Annotated in this window: 23 protein-coding genes and 1 pseudogene; 5 read left to right on the forward strand and 19 right to left on the reverse strand. The window is 47.5% G+C overall.

Annotated elements, in window-relative coordinates:
• Nucleotide 1: 1 nt before the first annotated feature.
• The 14 genes and pseudogenes from CELL2_RS02015 to hslV form a co-directional block, all read right to left on the reverse strand.
• Nucleotides 2-1,552, reverse strand: coding sequence for an ABC transporter permease (locus tag CELL2_RS02015; RefSeq protein WP_011943043.1), 1,551 nt, complete (start codon nucleotides 1,550-1,552; stop codon nucleotides 2-4).
• A 13-nt stretch (nucleotides 1,553-1,565) separates the two neighbouring features.
• Entirely contained in the window at nucleotides 1,566-2,531 is a 966-nt protein-coding gene (locus CELL2_RS02020; RefSeq protein ID WP_004081376.1) for an ABC transporter permease, read from the reverse strand.
• Between the two features lie 58 nt (nucleotides 2,532-2,589).
• Nucleotides 2,590-4,329 carry an ABC transporter substrate-binding protein gene (locus CELL2_RS02025; RefSeq protein ID WP_038033680.1) on the reverse strand — a complete coding sequence of 580 codons (1,740 nt, stop codon included), beginning with the start codon at nucleotides 4,327-4,329 and terminating at the stop codon, nucleotides 2,590-2,592.
• Between the two features lie 15 nt (nucleotides 4,330-4,344).
• Complete coding sequence (locus tag CELL2_RS02030) at nucleotides 4,345-5,514, reverse strand: ABC transporter ATP-binding protein (protein WP_038033678.1); 1,170 nt, start codon at nucleotides 5,512-5,514, stop codon at nucleotides 4,345-4,347.
• Nucleotides 5,515-5,530: 16 nt separating this feature from the next.
• Nucleotides 5,531-5,743 carry a heavy-metal-associated domain-containing protein gene (locus tag CELL2_RS02035; RefSeq protein ID WP_004081382.1) on the reverse strand — a complete coding sequence of 71 codons (213 nt, stop codon included), beginning with the start codon at nucleotides 5,741-5,743 and terminating at the stop codon, nucleotides 5,531-5,533.
• Nucleotides 5,740-6,680, reverse strand: a pseudogene (fmt, locus tag CELL2_RS02040) (methionyl-tRNA formyltransferase). The gene CELL2_RS02035 and the pseudogene fmt overlap by 4 nt, the downstream one beginning before the upstream one ends.
• Entirely contained in the window at nucleotides 6,677-7,897 is a 1,221-nt protein-coding gene (gene hflX / locus CELL2_RS02045; protein ID WP_011943048.1) for a GTPase HflX, read from the reverse strand. The pseudogene fmt and the gene hflX overlap by 4 nt, the downstream one beginning before the upstream one ends.
• Nucleotides 7,898-7,910: 13 nt before the next feature.
• Nucleotides 7,911-8,183 carry an RNA chaperone Hfq gene (hfq, locus tag CELL2_RS02050; protein WP_038033672.1) on the reverse strand — a complete coding sequence of 91 codons (273 nt, stop codon included), beginning with the start codon at nucleotides 8,181-8,183 and terminating at the stop codon, nucleotides 7,911-7,913.
• Between the two features lie 36 nt (nucleotides 8,184-8,219).
• Nucleotides 8,220-9,137: a tRNA (adenosine(37)-N6)-dimethylallyltransferase MiaA gene (gene miaA / locus CELL2_RS02055; protein WP_038033670.1), complete on the reverse strand. Its 918-nt coding sequence runs from the start codon at nucleotides 9,135-9,137 to the stop codon at nucleotides 8,220-8,222.
• Nucleotides 9,134-9,898: a class I SAM-dependent methyltransferase gene (locus tag CELL2_RS02060; RefSeq protein ID WP_038033669.1), complete on the reverse strand. Its 765-nt coding sequence runs from the start codon at nucleotides 9,896-9,898 to the stop codon at nucleotides 9,134-9,136. Before CELL2_RS02060 ends, miaA begins: the two co-directional genes overlap by 4 nt.
• The gene (locus CELL2_RS02065; RefSeq protein ID WP_038033666.1) at nucleotides 9,825-10,043 is read right to left on the reverse strand and encodes a hypothetical protein; all 219 of its coding nucleotides are present in this window, start codon (nucleotides 10,041-10,043) and stop codon (nucleotides 9,825-9,827) included. The genes CELL2_RS02060 and CELL2_RS02065 overlap by 74 nt, the downstream gene beginning before the upstream one ends.
• Nucleotides 10,044-10,107: 64 nt before the next feature.
• Nucleotides 10,108-10,740, reverse strand: coding sequence for a hypothetical protein (locus CELL2_RS02070; RefSeq protein ID WP_012310531.1), 633 nt, complete (start codon nucleotides 10,738-10,740; stop codon nucleotides 10,108-10,110).
• 10 nt (nucleotides 10,741-10,750) lie between these two features.
• Complete coding sequence (gene hslU / locus CELL2_RS02075; protein WP_012310532.1) at nucleotides 10,751-12,142, reverse strand: ATP-dependent protease ATPase subunit HslU; 1,392 nt, start codon at nucleotides 12,140-12,142, stop codon at nucleotides 10,751-10,753.
• An 11-nt stretch (nucleotides 12,143-12,153) separates the two neighbouring features.
• Nucleotides 12,154-12,684, reverse strand: a complete 531-nt coding sequence (gene hslV / locus CELL2_RS02080) for an ATP-dependent protease subunit HslV (protein ID WP_011943053.1) — start codon at nucleotides 12,682-12,684, stop codon at nucleotides 12,154-12,156.
• Between the two features lie 81 nt (nucleotides 12,685-12,765).
• Here hslV and mnmA point away from each other — a divergent pair, with 81 nt between their 5' ends.
• Both mnmA and CELL2_RS02090 read left to right on the forward strand, forming a co-directional pair.
• Nucleotides 12,766-13,842 carry a tRNA 2-thiouridine(34) synthase MnmA gene (mnmA, locus tag CELL2_RS02085; RefSeq protein WP_038033664.1) on the forward strand — a complete coding sequence of 359 codons (1,077 nt, stop codon included), beginning with the start codon at nucleotides 12,766-12,768 and terminating at the stop codon, nucleotides 13,840-13,842.
• Entirely contained in the window at nucleotides 13,839-14,768 is a 930-nt protein-coding gene (locus CELL2_RS02090; protein WP_012310534.1) for a GAF domain-containing protein, read from the forward strand. Before mnmA ends, CELL2_RS02090 begins: the two co-directional genes overlap by 4 nt.
• Before the next feature lie 9 nt (nucleotides 14,769-14,777).
• On the opposite strand, the gene CELL2_RS02095 is transcribed toward CELL2_RS02090, so the two are convergent.
• From CELL2_RS02095 to CELL2_RS02110, 4 genes are all read right to left on the reverse strand, one after another.
• The gene (locus CELL2_RS02095) at nucleotides 14,778-14,972 is read right to left on the reverse strand and encodes a DUF6485 family protein (RefSeq protein WP_004081411.1); all 195 of its coding nucleotides are present in this window, start codon (nucleotides 14,970-14,972) and stop codon (nucleotides 14,778-14,780) included.
• A complete protein-coding gene (locus CELL2_RS02100; protein ID WP_231555953.1) occupies nucleotides 14,969-15,574 on the reverse strand; it encodes a DUF4234 domain-containing protein in 606 nt (201 codons plus the stop codon). Before CELL2_RS02100 ends, CELL2_RS02095 begins: the two co-directional genes overlap by 4 nt.
• 5 nt (nucleotides 15,575-15,579) lie before the next feature.
• The gene (locus tag CELL2_RS02105; protein ID WP_039446261.1) at nucleotides 15,580-16,500 is read right to left on the reverse strand and encodes a clostripain-related cysteine peptidase; all 921 of its coding nucleotides are present in this window, start codon (nucleotides 16,498-16,500) and stop codon (nucleotides 15,580-15,582) included.
• A 114-nt stretch (nucleotides 16,501-16,614) separates the two neighbouring features.
• The gene (locus tag CELL2_RS02110) at nucleotides 16,615-17,526 is read right to left on the reverse strand and encodes a TIGR01212 family radical SAM protein (RefSeq protein ID WP_012310537.1); all 912 of its coding nucleotides are present in this window, start codon (nucleotides 17,524-17,526) and stop codon (nucleotides 16,615-16,617) included.
• Nucleotides 17,527-17,597: 71 nt separating this feature from the next.
• Here CELL2_RS02110 and CELL2_RS02115 point away from each other — a divergent pair, with 71 nt between their 5' ends.
• Together CELL2_RS02115 and CELL2_RS02120 are read left to right on the forward strand one after the other, a co-directional pair.
• Complete coding sequence (locus CELL2_RS02115) at nucleotides 17,598-19,331, forward strand: proline--tRNA ligase (RefSeq protein ID WP_038033659.1); 1,734 nt, start codon at nucleotides 17,598-17,600, stop codon at nucleotides 19,329-19,331.
• Nucleotides 19,328-20,833: a YifB family Mg chelatase-like AAA ATPase gene (locus CELL2_RS02120; RefSeq protein ID WP_004081420.1), complete on the forward strand. Its 1,506-nt coding sequence runs from the start codon at nucleotides 19,328-19,330 to the stop codon at nucleotides 20,831-20,833. The genes CELL2_RS02115 and CELL2_RS02120 overlap by 4 nt, the downstream gene beginning before the upstream one ends.
• On the opposite strand, the gene fliJ is transcribed toward CELL2_RS02120, so the two are convergent.
• A complete protein-coding gene (fliJ, locus tag CELL2_RS02125) occupies nucleotides 20,830-21,264 on the reverse strand; it encodes a flagellar export protein FliJ (protein ID WP_038033652.1) in 435 nt (144 codons plus the stop codon). The two genes, CELL2_RS02120 and fliJ, sit on opposite strands and share 4 nt — an antisense overlap.
• A gap of 109 nt (nucleotides 21,265-21,373) precedes the next feature.
• Between fliJ and tmung the strand changes: the two genes are divergently transcribed.
• On the forward strand, nucleotides 21,374-21,952 hold the full coding sequence (gene tmung, locus CELL2_RS02130; RefSeq protein ID WP_038033650.1) for a type-4 uracil-DNA glycosylase: 579 nt from the start codon (nucleotides 21,374-21,376) through the stop codon (nucleotides 21,950-21,952).

Raw genomic sequence — 21,952 nt, forward strand, 5'->3', positions numbered from 1 at the left:
TCTATCCGAGAGACCTCGGATCCAGAGCGTCTCTCAACGCGTCACCAACGAAGTTGAAAGAAAGCACGGTGATGAAGATGAAGATACCGGGTATGAGAAGCCAGGGGTACTTCGTCATGTAGGTGACGTTCTGAGCCTGTGCGAGCATGAGCCCCCAGCTTGCATCGGGTTCTCTTATACCGAGACCCAGAAAGCTGAGACTCGCCTCCCCCAGGATGTATCCGGGTATTGCAAGAGTGGCGGCAACTATCAAATAGCTCGTCGTGTTTGGAAGAACGTGACGAAAGAGGATCTTCGTGTCTGGAAAGCCGAGCGCCTTTGCTGCCTCCACGAACTCCCGTTGCTTTATGGAAAGCACCATTCCCCTTATCACCCTGGCTCTGCCCGCCCATCCGATGAAAGAGAGTATGAAGACAAGCAAGATGTACACCTGTGTGGATGGGATGTCCAGGGGAAGCAACGACCTCAAAAGGATCAGAAGGTAGAATCCCGGAAGCGACATGATGATCTCAGAGAACCTCATCATGAATTCGTCCACGAGTCCACCGTAGTATCCGGAGATTCCGCCAAAGATCAAAGAGAGCGCAAAGGTGATGAACATTCCTATGAAACCAATGGAAAGGGAGATCCTCGAAGCAAACACGAGCCTGCTCCAGATGTCTCTACCGTACTGATCCGCACCCATTATGTAGAATCTCACGTATTCGTTGTTGTCATAATTGTCCACACCGAAGAGGTGGTACCTGAAGGGTATGAGCCAAAAAAGATAACCGAGTCTGTGCTTTCTGTCACCACCCCAAGATTTGATGAACCATTTTACCGGATACGTTTTGTAATCGTAATCGACCACCTTTCCTGTGATCATCTCAATGTCTTCACCTTTTTTCACGAGGATCATGTTGAGCTTCTCTTTTATGACGACCTTTTCGATCTCATCGGGGGAATTCAGGCCAAGTCTGAAACCGTATTTCCCAAAGTACGTGTCTTTCGCGGCTTCGGAAGAGGTTTCTATATCTGCCTCTCCTTTCGTTAGAACCTTTTCGTCGTATCCGAACAGAAGGTAATCAACCACTTTCGTTGTTGAACCGGCGTATTTCATGGTGCCGTCCTTTGGAACGATGTAATACTCTTCGTCCAGCATGAAAGAGAATCCCGTTACACCGTCTTTTCCGATTTCGTACTCAACCTGTGTTCCGAAAACATCGAGAACGAGCCTTTTCGGGAAGAGCATTTCGTAGAATTTTCTCTCGAAAGTTGCTTTGTCCACGTAGCTTATCGTGGGAAGCACGTAGGCACCCACTCGTTCTCCCTTGTACTCCCTGTGTATCTTCGTGGGAGGAGCGAAGGAATGCTTGAGAGACTGTTCGTAGGGATGGTGCGGGGAGAGAAAATCCGCGAACAACGCCATGAGATAGAGGACGATCAGAACGTACAGCCCGAACATTCCGAGTTTGTTTCTTTTGAAGGCTCTCCAGACGAGTTCCCTCCTGGAAAGGACCCTTTCCTTAAACTCTATTTCCCCGTTCTCTATCATCGTCTTTTCCTCAGCCATTGCGATTCCTCCCTCACTCGAATCTGACCCTTGGGTCCACAGCGGCGAGAAGCACATCCGCCACAAGGTTACCAATCACGAGCATTATCGCACTGATCACGGCGGACGCCATAACGATGTAAATGTCCTGCTGAAGGAGTGCCTGGTAAATGAGCCTTCCCATGCCGGGCCAGGCAAAGATGTTCTCTATGATGACCGCTCCTCCGAGAACGTTGGAAATACTGAACCCAAGGAAAGTGATCATGGGGTTGATAGCGTTCCTCAGGGCGTGCTTGTATATCACCACACGTTCTGGCATTCCTTTCGCACGGGCAAATTCCACGTAGTCCTCGTTCAGCACGTCGAGAAGACTACCTCTCATGTATCTCATGAGGGAAGCAAAACCACCGAAACCAAGAGCGATGGTTGGAAGAACAAGATGAGATGCGATATCCTTGAACTTCTCCCAGGTTGTCATCTGGTTGTGATTCACCGAGACCATACCGGCGATTGGAAACCAGCCGGTCTTCGCAGCCATGTAAAGGAGCAGAATGGCCAGGAAAAACCCTGGAAGGGCAATTCCACTGAAAGCGACAACTGTGAGAATCTTATCCCAGATGCTGTACTTCTTCAGAGCCGAGAAAACACCGACGATTATTCCAAGCAACCACTCGAACGCAAGGGAAGAAACGGAGAGTATCACCGTAGCGAAGACCCTCTCCCAGATGAGTGTGGAAACGGGCCTTCTGTAGTAGAACGAGTAACCAAAATCTCCTTTCAAAACGTTTTTCAGCCAGATGCCGTACTGAACGATCCAGGGCTTGTCCAGGCCAAGCTCCTTTTCCATCTTCTCGAGGAACTGCTGAGAAACGGAAGGATCGAGACGGTACATGTCCAGGAAATCTCCTGGAGCCGCCTCCATGATGATGAAAACTATGAAAGAGATGATTATGAGCTCAGGAATCATGATGATCAATCTACGTGCGATGTACTTGAGCAAGCAAGATCACCTCTTTGAACAGAATTTGAAGGGGAGGGGAAGATCCCCTCCCGATAGATTACTGCTCTTTCCAGACACAATCCTGGTTCCAACCCCACACACCGCCGAAAGCGGTGGGTTCCACGTTGTGAAGTTTGTTGCTGTAGGCGTAGAGATAGAGCTGCTGGGTGGTGTAGATGAGCGGTATGTGTTCAGACACGAGCCTCTGAAATTCTCTGAACATATCTACGACTTTCTGCTGATCGAGTATCTTCACGTTCTCTTCGAAGATTCTGTCGATCTCTTTTTCCCAGTCTGGCAGGTAGTAATCGTTGGGATCGACGAAGTCTTTGACCTCCGGATGGTAGTTCCAGAAGTGGAGAGATCCCTTGATTCTCCAGACGTTGGCTCCTCCCTGAGGTTCATCGGATCCGGTGAGTCCTATAATGATAGATTCCCAGTCACCGTTCACAACGAGCTTCTGGACGAGCGTGTTGAAATCGATGGGAGCAAAGGTGACATCCATTCCGAGTTTTTTGAGCGCTTCTGTTATGATGTTACCCATTCCTTCGCGGATCTGGTTTCCGGCGTTAGTCATGATGATGAACTTCACCGGGTTTCCTTCGCTGTCGAGGAGCTGGCCGTTTTCATCCCATTTGAAACCACCGAGCTTGAGCATCGTTCTGGCAAGATCGAGGTTGTACGGGTACTTTCTGAGAACGGATTCATCGTAATAAACGGTCGCAGCCTGACTGATGGGGCCCCACTGTTCAACCGCGAGGCCGTTGTAGAGCGTGTCTATCATGGATTGTTTGTCGATGGCGTAAGCAACAGCCCTTCTGAAGAAGTCGTTTCTGAACCATTTCCTCTTCACAGGATCTGGGGCGTTCCAGTTGAAAGTGATGAACGTGGTACCAAAGTTGGGGCCACCCACACCGACAACCCAGCCTTTTTCCTGAGCCATGGCCTTGAGCTCAGCGTATTCTGTTCCGCGTGGCCCGTACACGTCAACTTCTCCGTTTTCGAACGCGAGCCTCTGGGCGTCCTGTGTCGGAATGATCTTGAAGATGATACCGTCGAGATAAGGAAGCTGCTTTCCTTCTTTGTCGTACTTCCAGTAGTAGGGGTTCTTCACGAATCTCACGTACTGATCGGGAACGTACTCAACCGGAATAAACGGACCAAGTCCCACGATTTCTCCCTTGTTGATGGCGTCAACCGTCCAGAATTCCTTGAATTTTCCTTCTTTCACATACGGTTCCGCGAGGTGTTTTGGGAAGATGGGAATATCTCCAATGTACCTTACCGCAAGTCTGTACGTTTCTTTGAGGGGTGTCTTCACCGTGTAATCGTCGATCTTTTCGGCTACTGGCCAGTTGTCTGCAAAGAGATCCTGCATATCGTTCGGTATGTCAGGGTTGAAATAGACATCGTTAATTGTGAAGACCACATCGTCTGCTGTGAACGGTGTTCCGTCACTCCATTTGACACCCTTCCTCAGGTGCCAAACGATTTCCATGCTTCCGTCCTCGTTTTGGATGAGTTCCCAGCTTTCTGCGAGAGCGGGATGGATCCTTGCGTAATTGTCGAGCTCGATCATGGAAGCCATGAACCTCGCTATAACATCTGTAGAGCTCGTCTCCTGAGCCACGACATCGTTACACGTTCTGGGACCAGAAAGCGTCGGTACTACGAGCACTCCCCCGTACTGTCCTGTGAACTCTGCTCCGATGTACGTTTCGAACTGAGCGAACGGTGAAAGTTCTGCGAAAAGTGCAACGGCTGCAATCATAAGGAAAATACCAAGAAACCTACGCATAACATCACACCTCCTCTATGACGAATGTAAATGACACGCCACCCAGTGACCTGGGGAAATTTCCTTCATCACCGGATACTCTTTCTCACACACGGGCATCTTGTAAGGACACCTCGGATGGAAGAAGCAGCCAGTCGGCCTGTTGATCGGGCTTGGAACCCCACCCCTGAGAATGATACGCTTTCTTGTGCGCTCAACCTTCGGATCCGGCACGGGAACAGCAGAAAGCAGGGCTTGGGTGTACGGATGAAGGGGATTGTCGAATATCTCATCGGTGTTTCCCATCTCCACGATCCTGCCGAGGTACATGATGCCGACCTCGTGGCTTATAAATCTCACAAGTCCAAGGTCGTGCGAGATGAAAAGATATGTGAAACCTTTCTCTTCCTGCAGTTTGAGAAACAGGTTTATAACCTGTGCCTGAACGGAAACGTCCAGTGAAGCCGTGGGTTCGTCGAGTATCACTATCTCGGGGTTTATGGAGATCGCCCTTGCGATAGCGATCCTCTGTCTCTGGCCTCCACTGAACTGATGGGGATATCTTTCGAGGTGATATTCCTTGAGTCCCACGCTTTTGAGAAGATCTTTTGCCATATCTACGGCTTCTTCTCGTGTTTTCGCCAGTCCGTGGAACAGAATGGGCTCAGTGAGGATGTCGCCAACCGTCATTCTCGGGTTCAAGGAACTCATAGGATCCTGAAAGACGATCTGTATCTTCCTTCTGAATTTCATTCTCTTTTCATCGATGTCGTCGAGCAGGATCTGATAGAATTTCTCTTCGCTTTCTTTCGCTTTTTTAAAGAAGATCTCCGCGTACTTCTTATCCACATCCTCGAGCACGTCCACAATCTGATCCGGTGAGAGTTTTTCCCTCATTTCGCGGAATATATCCACGTAGGTCGTTTTCAGATAGTTCTCCGCATCTCTTCTTTTCATGAAGTAGTACGTGGTGTCGTCACCGTCGATCACAACACGGCCCGCGGTGGGATTCGTGAGGCGCAGGATCGTCTTTGCAGTCGTTGTTTTTCCACATCCCGACTCGCCAACGAGGGCGAACGTTTTTCCCTTTTCCACGGAAAAAGAGATATCATCGACCGCTTTCACGTAACCAACGATCTTTTTCACAAGAAATCCTTTTCTGATCGGGAAATACTTTCTCAGACTCAGCACCTCGATAGTCTTCATCCTGAACAGCTCCCCTTCATACGATGAGTGTGTATCCCAAACTATCCACAGCGCTTTTTATTTGCTCTTTGGAGACCTTTTCATCATCGTAATCCACGCCGACAACCTCAGCCGCCATTTCGTAATCTACCTTGAACACACCGTCGAGTTTCTCGATGGCTTCTTTAACTCTCTTGTAATCTTCCTCTGTTTTTGCACCTTTGAGCATGAAATAGTTCAACCTTCTCAACTCTCATACCTCCTTTCGAATCTCATGCCTTCGATTATCAATCTTCCGTTTTTTGCTTCCCAGAAGGTCATCTTCTTCTTTCCGGGAAATTGAATGTATCTCACTTTCACTTTTCCGTCGCCGGTACCTATCCATGCACCTTCCCTATCAATATAGTTTATCAAACCTGGTTCATCTCCCGAACTATCTATCGCTGTCACTCCGAACAATTTCACTTCAACGTTTCCCAAGAAAGCTCTTGCACCGGGTCTGGAATCGTAAGCCCTGATCTTGTTCTTCACCGATTCAGCGTCCTTTGAGAAATCCACGATCAGGTCCTCTTTTTTATCATTGGAGCATAGGTTGCTCTAGAATGATCCTGCTCTTTCAGCTCTATGTCCCCCACTTTCAACTTCTCTAAGAATTCGTTCGACATCTCTTTCGACAGTTCTATCAAACGTTTCTCCAGCTGATCGAAAGTTTCAAATGGATCTATAGAAATTTCCCTCTGGAGTGCGATGGGACCTGCATCGAGCTCTCTCACCATTTTGTATATGGTAACGCCCGTTCTTTCTTCACCGTTCTCGAGCACTCTCTGTATAGGAGAAGCGCCCCTGTATTTTGGAAGAAGAGAGGGATGAATGTTGTAACAACCGAGGCTTGGAAGAGAAAGTACCTTTTCACCCAGGATCTTTCCGTAGGATGCGACTATTATAACATCTGGCCCCACAGACCGGAGAAATTCTAAAGCTTCTTTCTTGTTTATCGATTCGGGTTGAATGAAAGGAACTCTGTGTTTTTCAGCTACTACCTTCACCGGAGTTGGCTCAACTTTCCTTCCCCGTCCCCTCGGTTTGTCCGGCTGGGTGACCACACCCACCACGTTGAACCCGTTTTTGATCAAATGCTCCAGTATTTCCGCTGCGAACTCCGGTGTCCCCACAAAGACAATTCTCAAGATGCCACCTTCCTTTTCAACATCTCAAGAGTTTCCCGATCAGTCTTCAACGTGATAAGAGCGTATCCTTCCCCGTAGTCTTCGTTCAGTATCTCCAGTCGATCTTTCAGAGCGTAGATCTGCCCTATCTTTTCCAGGGGAACTTTCAAAGTTTCCTGAATATCCTTTTGTCCCATGATTTCTTCCAGTGTGTCCAGAAGCTGATCCAGTCCTATCCTTTTTTCCGCTGAAATGAACAGAGCCTCCGGATACTTCCATTTCAGCGTTTCTATCCTCTCTCTGGGACAGAGATCGATCTTGTTGAAAACCAGAATCCTTGGAATCTTATCGGCACCGATTTCTTCCAGAACCCTCTCAGAGGCTTTCATCTTTTCTTCGAGATACGGATCGGAAGCGTCAACAAGATGTATGAGCACATCCGAATACTTTATCTCTTCGAGTGTCGCTTTGAACGCACTCACAATGGTGTGAGGTAGCTTTCTGATGAACCCGACAGTGTCACTCACAAGAACTACTCTTCCGCTCTTCAGCTTCAACCGTCTCGTGACTGGCTCGAGAGTGGCAAAGAGTTTGTCAGCGACGTACACATCACTATCGGTTAAAACCTTGAGAAGAGTAGATTTCCCGGCGTTTGTGTATCCAACTATGGAAACATGTGGGATTTTCTTTTCCAGTCTTTGTTTTCTCTGAGTGTTTCTTTCTTGCTCTATTTCTTTCAATCTTTTTCGAAGCTGTGCGATGCGGTTTTTTATGTGCCTTCTCAAAACCTCCAGCAAGGGTTCACCCGGCCCTCTGGTGCCAATACCTCCACCGAGTCTGGAGAGTTCCTCACCCTTTCCTACGAGCCTTGGAAGCTCGTAAAGCAAACTCGCCATCTCCACCTGGAGCTTTCCTTCTTCGCTCGTTGCGTGACGGGCAAAGATTTCAAGGATCACCTGCGTTCTATCAAGAACATCTATGTTCAGCTCTTCCTGCATATTTTTGTACTGCACCGGTGTGATTTCATCGTCAACGACCACGAGATCCGCTTCGCAGAATTCAACTACTTCTTTGAGCTTTTGTAACTTCCCCTTTCCAAGGTAGGTAGCCGGATCCGGTTTTGCCCTCTTTTGCCAGAGCCATTCAACAACCTCAACACCAAGGGTTTTACACAAACCCTTCATTTCTTCAAGAGACTCTTTTATTTTCTCTTCATCTTTACCAACAGCAACGATCACCGCTTTTTTCCCTTCAAGATCCCTCGTTCTCAGAGATCTCATCCTCCTGCTCTGTTTCCTGTTTCTTTGGCATCAGCATCACATAAGAGGAAGGAATGATCGTGCTGATCGCGTGTTTGTAGATGAGACTCTGTTGGTTTCCGCTCTCCAGCAAAACCGTGTAGCTGTCGAAAGATCTGATGAATCCCTTTGTCTGAAAACCGTTCACCAAATACACCTTCACTTCGATTCTGTTAACCCTGAGATGGTTCAGAAACCTGTCCTGAAGGTTGAACTTCTCCGCCAAGGCAAACTCCCCCCTCGATGTGATTTCAAAATAGAATTATACTGAAAAATTTTCAACTATCAGCTTCTTGAGTTTCTCCTTTACTTCTCCTACATCTTCGAACGTTAAATTGTACCACACAGCTTCTTTGTATCTTTTGAACCATATGATTTGTCTTCTGGCAAAGTGTCTGGTGTTTCGTTTTATGAGATGAACCATCTTGTCAAGATCGTACTTCCCTTCCAGATAGTCGATGACTTCTCTGTATCCTATCGTTTTCATCGAATTGAGATCTTTCGAATATCCCATCCCCAAGAGTCTCTTCACCTCATCTACTAGGCCCATCTCTATCATCTTATCAACTCTTTTGTTTATTCTCTCGTAAAGTTCGTACCTTTCCCGAGTCAAAACAATTATGAAAAACCTGTCGTCACCCTTTGCTTCTTTTTGAAGTTCCGAGATCCTTCTTCCCGTTTTCATGTAAACTTCAAGGGCTCTGATCGTTCTCTTGAGATCGTTTGGATGAATGCGTGTCGCCGCTTCAGGATCGAACTCTTCGAGCATTTTTCTCAAAATCCCGGGCTCTTTTCTCTCTAATTCTCTGAGCTCTTTTCTTATGTTCTCGTCGGCGGGCACTCCTTCGAATATACCCCGAACCAGCGCGTCGGCGTACAGTCCCGTTCCTCCAACGTAAACAGGGATCTTCCCACGTCTGAGAACGTCTTCCATTGCTCTCAGAGAATCCTTCCTGTACATGAAAGCGTTGTAATACTCATCAGGATCGATGATATCTATCATGTGATGAAGAACCCTCTTTCTCTGCTCTGGTGTTGGTTTGGCTGTTCCTATGTCCATATAACGATAGATTTGCCTCGAGTCCATCGAGATGATCTCCGCACCTATTTCTTCACAGACTTCGATCATGATATCTGTCTTTCCAACAGCAGTGGGCCCACCGACTATGGCTATCTTCATCGCTTGTATATCACCCCATAGAGAACACCGCTCTTTCTGGAACCTTTCAGTTCGTCAACCCTGATTCTTTTGAAGAGAGAATCCTTCACGTGGCTTTTGAGGATCACCTTCTTCTTCGCGATTCTCAGCATTTCCTCAATGTCTTCTTCGTTCACCGTGTCGTACACAGCGAAGGGCCTCAGAGGATTCATGGCAGAGGACTCGTACACGGGATTCTCAAACATGGGATCACAGTAGACCACATCGAAAGAATTGTCGGGCTGACTTCTGATGTATTCTTTGAAATTCGCGTGATAAAGCTCTATTCTTTTTAAAGCGTCTTTCAACCACCGAATGTCAGTCTCAAAATTTTCCATTCCGTATTTCACGATGGTGTATATGTGAATGGATCCTTCAAGACCGATTACCTTACCCTCAGGAAGAAAAGCGGCCATGAGGATGGCTTCGCTTCCAAGACCAAAGGTCGTATCCAGCACGATTTCGTTTCCCTCCGGTTGAAGGGATTCTATCAGGTAGTCCTTCTGACCGCTTCTTATGTTCCTCATCCGGAGGATAGCCGAAGAAGGATGAAAAAAGAACTCTCCTCCGGGCCATTTTATTGAGATTCTGTTCTTCTCCACCACGTAGTAAAAGTCCACTTTGAACTCTTTCAATCTCCTTCTTGAAACGTAGATGGTGCCGAGTTTTTCAGCGAGTTCCTTCGCTTTCATTACCTGCTCCCTGTCCGGTTTGTGTGAGGTTGTGACCACGAAGTTTCTCATTCTCTATCACCTCTAAGAGCTTCTCGTTCAGCGCCTTCTGTTCCTCTATCTTTATCTTCAATTCCTGGTATTTCGACATCAACCGATTGTGCTTCTCCAGTGCCACCTGATAGTTGTGATAGCTCACGAGAAAAACAAAGATCATAAAGAAAAGAAGCGTCAGAAGTCCCAGATTAACTCTGAAATGTTTCCGCCTTCTTGGCCTCAGTTTAGAACGCGACCTCGTATTCGTCCCTCCCCTCCTGTATGGTGAGGGATGTTGAATCACTATCAAAAAACACATCCACATCGTAACTTTCATCCGTTCCTGGCAGATAAAACAGGAATTCCCCATTGTAAACGGGAACTTTCATTTCGTATTCCCCGAAACTCAGCGTCACCACACTTCCCTCGCTGGTGAGTTCACCGTACACCTTCACAGGGTCTTCCACTGCGAAGATTTTTTTCTTTTCGAGATCGAGGAGTTGGTACGCGTTGCTTTTCAGCACCGTGTCGGTGCTGAACTTTCCCGCGGAGTGGTAAAGCACCACCGGTGTTGTCTTAAAAGACACTTCTTTTGTCTGCTCATCGAACACGATCGTAGCCGCCACGGTGAGCTCAAAATCCGACAGATCGAACGGTATATCCACCGTGGTCAAAAAGACTCCCTCATCATTGGCCAATACATCCTCGAGCGTGTACTCTTTTCCATTCACCGATAAATAACTGCTTTCCAGATCCACAGTAGCGTTTTCGTCTGTTCCCACGTTGAACAAATAGACGTACAGATCCGCCTTTCCAGGGCTCACCAGAGCACAGCCAACGGCGAGCAGCAGAAGAAAAGCAGGAAGAAGAACCCTCACGGGAAACACCTCACAGTATGTACGCGCTAAGGTCCTCGTCCTGAACGATCCTTTCGAGCCTCCTTCTCACGTATTCGGCATCCACAACGATCCTCTTTTCCGGAATATCCGGTGCTTCGAAAGAGATCTCCTCGAGGACCTTTTCCGCGACCGTGTAGAGCCTTCTGGCTCCGATGTTTTCGAGCCTTTGATTCAACTGGTACGCTATTCGAGCCATTTCTCTGATTCCATCCTCGGTGAAGACGAGTTCCACGCCTTCCGTCGAAAGGAGTGCCTGGTACTGTTTTATGATGGCGTTCTCTGGTTCTTTCAGTATCCTCACGAAATCCTCCTCGGTGAGAGGTGACAGTTCCACACGTATCGGGAAACGTCCCTGAAGCTCCGGGATGAGATCCGATGGTCGCGAAACGTGAAATGCTCCAGCCGCTATGAAGAGAATGTAATCCGTTCTCACCGGTCCGTACTTGGTCATGATCGTGGTACCTTCGACGATGGGGAGAAGGTCTCTCTGGACACCTTGTCTGGAGACATCTGGTCCCACCGCACTCTCTTTCCCGGCGATCTTGTCTATTTCATCTATGAAGATGATTCCCCTGTTCTGAGCTCTGTCGAGTGCTTCCTGAACCACCTTGTCCATGTCTATGAGTTTTTCCGCTTCCAAAGGCAGCAGAACCTTCCTCGCTTCAGAGACTTTCATCTTTCTCTTTTTCTTCTGCTTTGGAAGCATCCCACTGAACATATTCGTGATCTCTATCCCGAGGTCTTCCATACCCGGTCCAAAGATTCCCATGAACGGAGAAACCGTTTCTTCGAGTTCTATTTCGATCTCTTCGTTTTCCAGCTCTCCCTTTCTCAGTTTCTCCCTCATTTCTTCCCTTTTCGCTCTGAACCTTCTCCTGTCTTCCGGCGTGTACTGCTGTTGCTGTCCACCGGTTATGAGGTTTATGAAGGGATTCGTGACAACCGGCACGGCTTTCGATTCGGGCACGAGAGCATCGAGAATTCGCTCTTCAACCAGTTCTTCTGCCTGTCTTTCCACTTCTTTTATCTTTTCCTGCTTCACCATGTTGACACTGATCTCAACCAGATCCCTTATCATCGAGTCCACGTTCTTTCCCACGTATCCCACTTCCGTAAACCTCGTCGCTTCGACTTTCAAGAACGGGGATCCGGAAAGCTGAGCCAGTCTCCGGGCGATCTCTGTCTTTCCCACACCCGTGGGTCCGATCATCAGGATGTTCTTGGGAAGCACTTCTTTTCTCCATTCTTCTGGAAGCTTCTGTCTTCTGATTCTGTTTCGAACTGCTATCGCCACGGCCTTTTTCGCTTCGTACTGACCAACTATGTATTTATCGAGTTCTTGAACGATTTCCTTCGGAGTCATTTCATCGAAACTCTTCATAAGAACACCTCCTAAACTTCTTCGATCACTATGTTCTGGTTCGTATAGATGCAGATCTCACCTGCTATCATCATCGCTTTCTCCACGATTTCCCGCGCGGAGAGATCGGTGTTTCTGAGAAGGGCCTTGGCGGCGGCGAGTGCGTAAGGTCCTCCTGAACCGATGGCGGCCGCATCGTCGTCGGGCTGGATGACCTCGCCGTTTCCCGATATGATGAAGATGTTCTCTTTATCTGCTACAAGAAGCAGGGCTTCCAGTCTTCTCAGAACTCTGTCCGTTCTCCAATCTTTTGCGAGCTCAACGGCGGCCTTTGTGAGGTTGCCGCCCCATTCCCTCAGTTTCGCTTCGAATCTATCGAAGAGCGTCATAGCGTCCGCCACAGATCCCGCAAAACCAGCGAGTACTTTTCCTTCCCCAAGCTTTCTAACCTTTCTCGCGTTTCCCTTCAAAACGGTCGAACCGAAAGTGACCTGACCGTCTCCTCCCATCACCGTTTGCCCGTTTCTTCTCACAACCAGTATCGTTGTTCCGTGAAATTTCATGGTTCAACACCTCCTCAAGTTATTTTAACTCAATTTCTCAAATGAAGGAAATGGTATCATCTTAAATGAGGAGGTGCGAACTTGAAAGTAGGGGTGGCTCTCAGCGGAGGAGTGGACAGTGCGGTAGCTCTCTATCTGTTGCTGAAAGAAGGGCACGAGGTAAAGGCCTTCCACATGAAGACGAAGGAAGATGAATTCTTCATCAGAAAAGAGATAAAGAAGAAGGTATGCTGTAGTCCATCGGATACGGCTGACGCAATGAGAATAGCACACTTTCTCGGAGTGGAGATAGAGATCGTCGATGTGAGAGAAGTCTTCAGAGAAAAGGTCATAGAACCTTTCAAGAGGGATCTGCTCAGAGGACTCACTCCCAATCCCTGCGTCCATTGCAACAGGTATGTGAAGTTTGGATACTTCATGGACTACGTACTTTCGCAAGGATTCGACGCTTTCGCAAGCGGGCATTATGCGCGTGTTGAGTTCAGTGGCAAATACGGAAAAAAGGTAATAAAGAAGGGCGTGGACGGAAAAAAAGATCAATCGTATTTCCTTGCCAGGATAGAACCCTGGAGGATAGAGAAACTTCTCTTTCCAAACGGCATCTACACGAAGGAAGAGATCAGGAGAATCGCAGAAGAGGCCGGTATACACGTGGCAAAGAAACAGGAAAGCCAGGACGTGTGTTTCATACCGGATGGAAGCATCGAAAACTTTCTGAAAGATGAAGGAATAACCCTTTCAGAAGGAAAGGTGATCACAGAAAAAGGCGAAGTCGTCGGACACCACAGAGGTTATCCACTCTACACGGTCGGCCAGAGGAAAGGACTGAAGATAGAAAAGTTCGGTGAAAGACTTTACGTGAGAGAGAAGATACCAGAAAGCAACGTCGTTGTGGTCTCTGGTCTGGAAGGTGTTTTCTTCTCTGGACTGATCGCCGTCGATCCCGTATGGCACGTCGATCTTCCGGAAGAGTTCAGATGTGTCTGCAGGGTGAGAAAGAAAGCAGAGGAGGCACCGGCGATCGTCAGGGTGAAAAATTCTGAAGTGGAAGTTCGATTTGAAAAGAAGATATTTGCAGTGACACCAGGTCAGATCGCTGCCTTCTACGACGAAGACACACTCCTTGGAGGAGCGATCATAAAGGAGGGAATCCGATGAGAAGCATCGTTCAGAACAAGGTGGAAGAGTGTCTCGAGATATTGAAGTGGGACAAAACGAAATGGATCGACTTCTGGAGAGAGTTGAGAAGAAAGTTCGGCCCGATAGTCCCAAACTACGAGAGAAAACTCGAATTGAACGATGAAAAGATCGAGAAGATCCTTTGGGAAATAGAACGAAGAGAGCTCGACAGATTCAAGTGGGACTGGCTGGACGTCTCGAGGAACAAAAAAATAGAGTGTGCAGAATCGCTCTCAGAGAGAGAAGATTTCCTCGATTTGAAAAGAGAAGACTTCTCCGTTTTCCTCATGTCGCTTTTGGGTCTTTCAGACTGGGTTGTTGTGGATGGAGAGAAAGAGAAGATCGTGGTGATGGATGTGTTCTCTCTCTGGAGAAAGGGACTTCTAAGAGAGCTTTCACTCGCCACGCTCCACGCGGTGATAGAGTTCAGAAAAGGAAAAGAAATCGGGAACTACGGAGGAAAAAAAGAGTACTTCGATTCTCTGCTGAAGGAAATCGAGAAGATTTTAAAAAGAGGAAAAGAAGCTCTCGGTGATCTGTGCGAATTTTTGAGAAACCACGTTTCGTACTACGACTGGGTGGGATTTTACTTCGTGGAGGATGGAAAGCTAAAACTCGGTCCGTTCATAGGAGAGCCAACAGAACACGTGGAGATACCGTTCGGAGTTGGAATCTGTGGTCAGGCAGCGGAGAGAGAAGAGACCTTCGTTGTTCAGGATGTGAGCAAAGAAACAAACTATCTCTCCTGCAGTCCAAAGACGAAAGCGGAAATCGTGGTTCCCATTTTCAAAGATGGAAAAATCATAGGAGAACTGGATATAGATTCGTACAGTCCTTCTCCTTTCTCCGAAGAAGACAGAGCCTTTCTCGAAAAGGTGTGCGAACTCGTATCAAAGGTGGTGTGAGGTTCTCCCTCACACCACTCTTTTGAAGTGCTCGATGGATCTGTCCCAGGTTTTCTCTGCGTCGTTCGGGAAATAACACGCGGGAAGTTCTCCGTGCTGTCTGTGGTAGTGCATACACTCACAGCAGATACCCTTCCTCGGACAGCCAGGATATGAACAGTTGCAGTAGGAGAGGTTCCTTTCCTTGTTCGGACAGGCCTTCACGGTTTCACCTCCAGATTCTTCATGGTTCTCTCGTCGGCATCGAGAAATTCGTTGATTTCCTTTGAAAGTTCAACGATCAGATACAGCCAGTACACGCCGAATGTGATCAAAGTGAGCAGAAGAACAGTTAGAACGTTTCTTTCCTTTATGATGGGCCGAAACTCTACATCGAACAGCACACGGTAAAGACGTACTTTTTCCTCCTGAAGGTGCCTGGCTGCTTCGAAAAGAAAGTGCAGAAAGGTTACAAAGAACACCACCTGAAGAAGCGAAAACAGCCACACCTCCGGAAAAAGAAAGGAAAGAAACCAGAAAAGAACGAAGGTGAAATACGTCCAGTTTGGAACCAGCAGTACTCCTTTCAGATCAAAACCGTGGCTTTCCGCCAGCCTTTGCGTTTTCAAAGCGTTTTCGTTCAGCAAGACCGTCCACTGCCTGTAGACAACAAAAAGAGAAAGAGAAGAAATCATCGAGAGAAAAAGTGCCGTGAGACCGAAGACGTGAACTTGCCTTCCGGCGAGGATTTCCCCGTAATATTTTACCAGCAGCACGGTGCTTGCGATCGAAAAGATCACACCTATCCAGGCAAGGTTCGTGCTCACCCTCTTCAATCTCTATCCCTCCAGTACGAAATGAGATCGTCCCAAAAACTGTCTGTTATGAAGTCACTCAGTGCGAAAAAATCATCCCAGTACTCAGGGTTTTTCATGTTCTCCGGCAGATAGATGAGAAGATCTCTGTAGCCTTCCGGTGTTCCGTAGATTCTGGCAGAAACGATGGCACCATGAAGCTTTTCCCCATAATATCTGAGGGTATCGTCTGAAGACCCGTAGAGTGCTTCTGCAAAACTTCCAAGTTCTATGAGTTCGGTGAAAACACCTTCTGCTTTTCTTCTTTCAACGGTGAAACTCCACGGCGAGATCTCCTTTTCCATCATGTACTGAGAAACTCTGTTCAGCCAGTACATGATTTCATCCAGCCTCGAGGTGTCCCAGACGCTCAAAGAAAAATCTTCCCCGTAACCCTCGTAATATTTTTGAACGACTCTGGAAAGAAGCGAAGGAAGATCTGTTACCCCCCTCAATGCGGTGTAGTCCCAGCCCTCTTCTGGAATCTCCTTGGAGGAGGTCACAATGTACTCTGCACAGTCTTTGAATTCCCACAGGATCTCGAAAGTTCCCATCAGACAGGCATCAAAGCCAAGTATCGTGACAGGAGAGTTTTTTAAAACGTTCTTTATCTCTTTCACCGAGAGAAAATCTGAGTTTTTTACATCGTAAGCCACACCCTTCGTCTTCACCTGGGCTTCACCACGCCACCAGTCACCGTGATTCCAGATCACAAGGAAGGAAAGATCGTTTCCCCGGTACTCTTTCAGAAAGGAAGAAAGAGCCTCTGGATCACCGGAATCTATCTCGTTGAACGTTTCCAGAGGTACCAGATCACTTTCCACACGGTACAGGGTATCAGAAGCGGACGCATAATCGACCATAGCGAAAACTTCTATCCAAGATGGGTTTTCTTTCATCTCCTCCAGGTCCTGAGATACGTATTTTTCCAGATCGTTGTCTGCGGCTATCCACACGAGGAAAGAGAGTGTGTGCCTTGGAACAAAAAGCAGCCGGAGAGCAGAAGAAACAGACTACCTGTTAAGATAATCAAACTTCTTGCCCTGATACGTATCTCTCCTCTCGAGTTCTTCTTCTATCATGTTGATGATTTCTATCTTGCTCTTTCCCCAATTGCCGAAAATCGTTCCCTTTCTCGGAGGATCTGCGACCAGTCTGTGAATGACCACGTTTGGGGAGAGGTATTCGAGAAATGTGATCGCTCTGTCGATGTACTCCTCGAGTGAACAGATTTTTATTTCTCCCTTTTTGTACATCTCCGCGAGTTTTGTTCTTTCCACTACGTAGAGCGAGTGGAGTTTCACACCGTCTACATCCAGAGCGGAGAGAATCTTGGCCGTCTCTACCACATCCTCCATATCGTCCCAGGGCAGATTCAAAATCACATGCACCACGAGTTCGATGCCTCTCCTTTTCACTCTCACAGCGGCATCCACGAACTCCGCGAGGGTGTGGTCTCTGTTGATCTTCTTGAGTGTTCGATAGTTTGCCGTCTGAAGGCCAAGCTCAACGGAAACATCGACACGCTTTTTGAATTCTTCGAACAGATCCAAAACTCGTTCGGACACGAGATCGGGCCTTGTAGAAACGGAGAGCTGGACTATACTGTCGTCCACGAGGGCTTCCTCGTAGCGTTCTCTGAGCACCTCAACAGGAGCGTAGGTGTTGCTGAACGACTGAAAGTACGCGATGAACTTCTTGATTCCACGCTTTTCGTATTTTTTTTTCATTTCCATGACCTGCTCTCTTATCGGGAGCCTCATCAGAGTGGTAAAACCGCTTCCCGTGGCATCACAGTAGATACAGCCACCCCTACTTTTCGTACCGTCCCTGTTCGGACAGGAGAATCCCCCGTGTATCACTATTCTTTGAACCCTTTCACCGTATCTTTCCTTCAGATAATCGCTGAGCTTTCTGTATCGCACGGCCCATCCTCCTTTTCCTATCTATGATACAATAGTTTCAAAAGAACTCGAAATCGAGGAGGAGATCGGCCTTGCGGATGAAAGACCTCTACGCTCCTACTCTCAAAGAAACCCCTTCCGATGTTGAGACAGTGAGCCACGAGTATCTTCTTCGAGGAGGCTTCATCAGAAAAACAGCTGCCGGTATATACACCTACCTCCCATTAGGGAGAAGAGTGCTTCTCAAAATAGAGAATATAGTTCGGGAAGAGATGAACAGGATAGGGGCACAGGAAATTCTGATGCCCATCCTTCAACCTGCGGAACTCTGGAAACAGTCAGGAAGGTGGGACGATTACGGTCCCGAAATGATGAAACTCAAAGACAGGCACGAAAGAGACTTCACACTCGGTCCCACGCACGAGGAGATCGTCACGGACCTTGTGAAGAACGAGCTCCGTTCGTACAAACAGCTTCCTCTCACTCTGTATCAGATAGCGAACAAGTACAGAGACGAAATCAGACCCCGTTTTGGCCTTCTCAGGGCAAGAGAATTCATCATGAAGGACGCTTACAGCTTTCACGCAAGCTGGGAATCTCTGGACGAGACGTACGAAGAGTTCAAAAAAGCGTACTCCCGAATTATGGAAAGGCTCGGCGTGAGGTACATGATCATAGAGGCAGAAACGGGTGCCATCGGAGGGAACGCTTCCCACGAGTTCGTCGTTCCTGCAAAAATAGGAGAGACGAACGTACTCTTCTGTGAAAAGTGCGGCTACCAGGCAAGCGACGAAAAAGCCGAATACAAAGGTGAATATACTCAGGAACAGGAAGAAGAGAAACCCTTCAAGAAGGTTCCCACACCCGGGGTGAAGACGATCGAGGAAGTTTCAGAGTTTCTCGGTGTTCCTCCGTCGAAGATCGTGAAGTCTCTTCTTTACAAAGGAAGAGAAGGATACGTCATGGTACTCATAAGAGGAGACCTGGAGCTCAATGAAGCGAAACTCAAAGCACATTTGAAAGATCAGTCGCTGAGAATGGCAACTCCAGAAGAAATTCTGAAGGACTTCGGTGTTCCTGTCGGATTCATTGGACCCATCGGTGTGGATGTGAAGAAAGTGGCCGATCACAGCGTCAGGGGGCTGAAAAACTTCGTCGTTGGGGGTATGGAAGAGGACACGCACTACGTAAACGCAAACCATCCCAGAGATTTCAAGGTGGACGAGTGGTACGATCTGAGAACGATGGTGGAGGGCGATCCCTGTCCCGTCTGTGGTGAGCCTCTCAAGGCAACAAAAGGGATAGAGCTTGGTCACATATTCAAACTCGGTACAAAATACTCCGAAGCCATGAAGGCCTACTTTATGGATGAAAACGGTGAGATGAAGCCTTTCATCATGGGCTGTTATGGCTGGGGAGTTTCCAGAACGATGGCGGCTGTTGTGGAGCATTTCCACGATGAGAACGGTATGATCTGGCCCCTTTCGATCGCCCCTTACACCGTTGTGGTGGACATTCTGAACATGAACGACGCTGAACAGAAGCAGGTGGGAGAAAAGATTTACCAGGTTCTCTCAGAAAAAGGAGAAGAGGTTGTTCTGGATGACAGAGAAGTCTCGCCTGGTTTCAAATTCAAAGACGCCGATCTCATAGGCTTTCCCATAAGAATAAACGTGGGAAGATCCCTCAAGGAAGGTGTTGTTGAACTGAAGAAACGCTATTCGAAAGAACTCGTCAAGGTGAACATCAAAAACGGTTTCGGTGCGCTTCTGGAGACACTGGAAAAGATGAAGCGGGAGTACGATCCCAAGGAGGCTGTCAGGTGAACTACAACAAACTCTCCTCCGCCACGATACAGGGAATAGAAGCAATGAAAATAGATGTTGAAGTAGATTTCGACAACAGGAGCGTTTTCAACGATATAGACGTGGTTGGCCTCGGTGACACCGCCGTGAAAGAGAGCAGAAAAAGGGTGAAAAGCGCTATTCTGAACAGTGGATTTTCTCTTCCACACGGTAAATACGTGGTGAACCTCGCTCCTGGAGACGTGAGAAAAGAAGGTTCCATGCTCGACCTGCCAATCGCACTGTGCATACTCGCTTCAACAGGAATAGTTCAGGTGAGCGAAAACATCCTCGCTATAGGAGAACTCTCGCTGAATGGAGAAGTGAAGAGGGTGAACGGGGTTCTTCCCGTTCTCCTTTCTCTTTCAGAAATGTTCAGTGGTACGGTGCTCATCCCAAAAGAGAACGAAGAGGAAGCAAAATGCGTGAAAGAACTGGATATATACGCAGTGGAATCTCTCAGAGAATGCGTTGAGTTCTTGAGGGGAGATAGAACGCTGAAACGGATCGAGTATTCGGGTATAGAAAACACGAACTTGGAATACGAGATCGATTTCTCCGATGTTAGAGACCACGAGATGGTGAAAAGAGCGGTGGAGATAGCCGTCGCAGGTTTTCACAACATCCTCATGGTAGGAAATCCCGGCTCCGGGAAGACCATGATAGCGAAGAGAATTCCCACGATCTTTCCTCCCATGTCCGAAGAGGAAATCCTCGAGACGAGCAAGGTGTACAGCGCATCTGGTTATCCCGGGATCGTGAAACTCCGTCCCTTCAGAGCTCCCCATCACACGGCGTCGACCGTCTCCATCATCGGTGGTGGTACCAACCCAAGACCCGGTGAGATTTCTCTCGCACACAACGGTGTTCTGTTCCTCGATGAGCTACCGGAGTTCAAAAGAGATGTGCTGGAAGCCCTGAGACAGCCTCTCGAAGAAGGTATCGTCACGGTTGCCAGAGCGAAGTTCACCGTCACCTACCCCGCCCGCTTCATGCTTGTTGGTGCCATGAACCCTTGTCCCTGTGGAAATCTTGGTGACCCGAAACAACCCTGTGTCTGCTCTCCCAGAGACATCATGAGGTACAGAAAGAAAATCTCGGGTCCTCTTCTGGACAGGATGGACCTGGTGATCAACGTCCCGAAGCTCTCCTTCGAGGAAATGATGAAAAAACCCGAAGGAGAGAAAAGCTCTTCAATCAGAGAGCGGGTGATGAAGGCGAGGGAAATACAAAAAAGACGTTTCAGGGATACTCATATTTCCTGCAATTCACAGATGTCTCACAGAATGCTGAGGAGGTTTGTCCAGCTGGACGAGAAGAGTGAGGATCTCCTGAAAAGATACGTGGAAAGATATGGACTGTCGGGTAGGAAGATCGACAAAGTTCTGAAGATCTCACGAACAATAGCGGATCTGGAAGGTTCGAACGGTGTAGAAATGAGTCACCTCGCAGAAGCGCTTCAGTACAGGTTCAGAGAGAGTTAGCTTTCCCACCAGAATTTCCTCTCCGCTATTTCATCCATGGTCTTCCTTTCTTTGAGGTTTTCCTCACGAAAGTACTCTCGCATCTTTCTTTCTTTTAATTTTTCAAGAATCTTTCTCTCCTTCATTTTTTCAAAAAGTTTTCTTCTCGTTTCTTCCTGTTCCTTCATCAGTTCAGAAAGTTCACTTTGCTTTTTTTTGATCTCTTCTTCATAAAACATCATCTGCATCTCCATATTCAGGAGATCTTCCTTTCTGAGAACCTTTTTGTGAAGAAAATTACTTTCTATTCGCTTCTTTTCAGCGGAAAGTTGTTGTATAATTCTCTGGGTATTTTCCACTTTTTCATTGATTTTTGAGAGATCGTTTTTCAAAGTTTCTTCTTCCTTTCTTCGAACATCGTATATTCTCTGAAGTCTAAATCTAAAAGGCACGAATCATCACCCCAATAAGATTTTTGGAAAAATTTATAGTGGATGATAAAATTAAGTAAGGTTCTGATAATTTCCAGAAATATTTTACCAGAATCCGGGGGAGAAAGGCTTGTATACAAGGGAAGAACTCATGGAGATAGTGTCAGAAAGAGTGAAAAAGTGTACGGCTTGCCCACTTCATCTGAATAGGACAAACGTTGTCGTAGGAGAAGGAAATCTGGATACGAGGATTGTCTTTGTGGGAGAAGGACCGGGAGAGGAAGAAGACAAGACGGGAAGACCTTTCGTCGGAAGAGCGGGAATGCTTCTGACGGAGCTACTCAGAGAATCAGGTATCAGAAGAGAAGATGTTTACATATGCAACGTTGTGAAATGCAGGCCTCCCAACAACAGAACACCCACTCCTGAAGAACAGGCGGCATGTGGACATTTTTTACTCGCTCAGATCGAAATCATCAACCCAGATGTGATAGTTGCTCTCGGAGCCACGGCATTGTCTTTCCTCATGGATGGGAAAAAGGTATCCATAACCAAAATCAGAGGAAATCCCATCGACTGGCTCGCAGGAAAAAAGGTCATTCCAACATTCCATCCGAGTTATCTCCTGAGAAATAGAAGTAATGAACTCAGAAGGATCGTTCTTGAGGATATTGAGAAAGCAAAAAGTTTCATAAAGAAGGAGGGTTGA

Source organism: Thermotoga sp. Cell2, assembly GCF_000789375.1.
In the GTDB taxonomy this organism is placed as follows: domain Bacteria; phylum Thermotogota; class Thermotogae; order Thermotogales; family Thermotogaceae; genus Thermotoga; species Thermotoga petrophila.

Bases quoted from the DNA above. Each gene is read 5' to 3' on its own strand.
- CELL2_RS02060 (WP_038033669.1), bottom strand. From the start codon at position 9,898: ATGAGAAACTTCGTGGTCACAACCTCACACAAACCGGACAGGGAGCAG.
- hslV (WP_011943053.1), bottom strand. From the start codon at position 12,684: ATGAAATTTCACGGAACAACGATACTGGTTGTGAGAAGAAACGGGCAA.
- CELL2_RS02090 (WP_012310534.1), top strand. From the start codon at position 13,839: ATGAGAAGCATCGTTCAGAACAAGGTGGAAGAGTGTCTCGAGATATTG.
- CELL2_RS02030 (WP_038033678.1), bottom strand. From the start codon at position 5,514: ATGAAGACTATCGAGGTGCTGAGTCTGAGAAAGTATTTCCCGATCAGA.
- miaA (WP_038033670.1), bottom strand. From the start codon at position 9,137: ATGAAGATAGCCATAGTCGGTGGGCCCACTGCTGTTGGAAAGACAGAT.
- CELL2_RS02015 (WP_011943043.1), bottom strand. From the start codon at position 1,552: ATGGCTGAGGAAAAGACGATGATAGAGAACGGGGAAATAGAGTTTAAG.
- hslU (WP_012310532.1), bottom strand. From the start codon at position 12,142: ATGAAGAGTTTCGATGAAATGACTCCGAAGGAAATCGTTCAAGAACTC.
- CELL2_RS02025 (WP_038033680.1), bottom strand. From the start codon at position 4,329: ATGCGTAGGTTTCTTGGTATTTTCCTTATGATTGCAGCCGTTGCACTT.
- CELL2_RS02065 (WP_038033666.1), bottom strand. From the start codon at position 10,043: ATGATCTTTGTTTTTCTCGTGAGCTATCACAACTATCAGGTGGCACTG.
- CELL2_RS02105 (WP_039446261.1), bottom strand. From the start codon at position 16,500: ATGAAAGAAAACCCATCTTGGATAGAAGTTTTCGCTATGGTCGATTAT.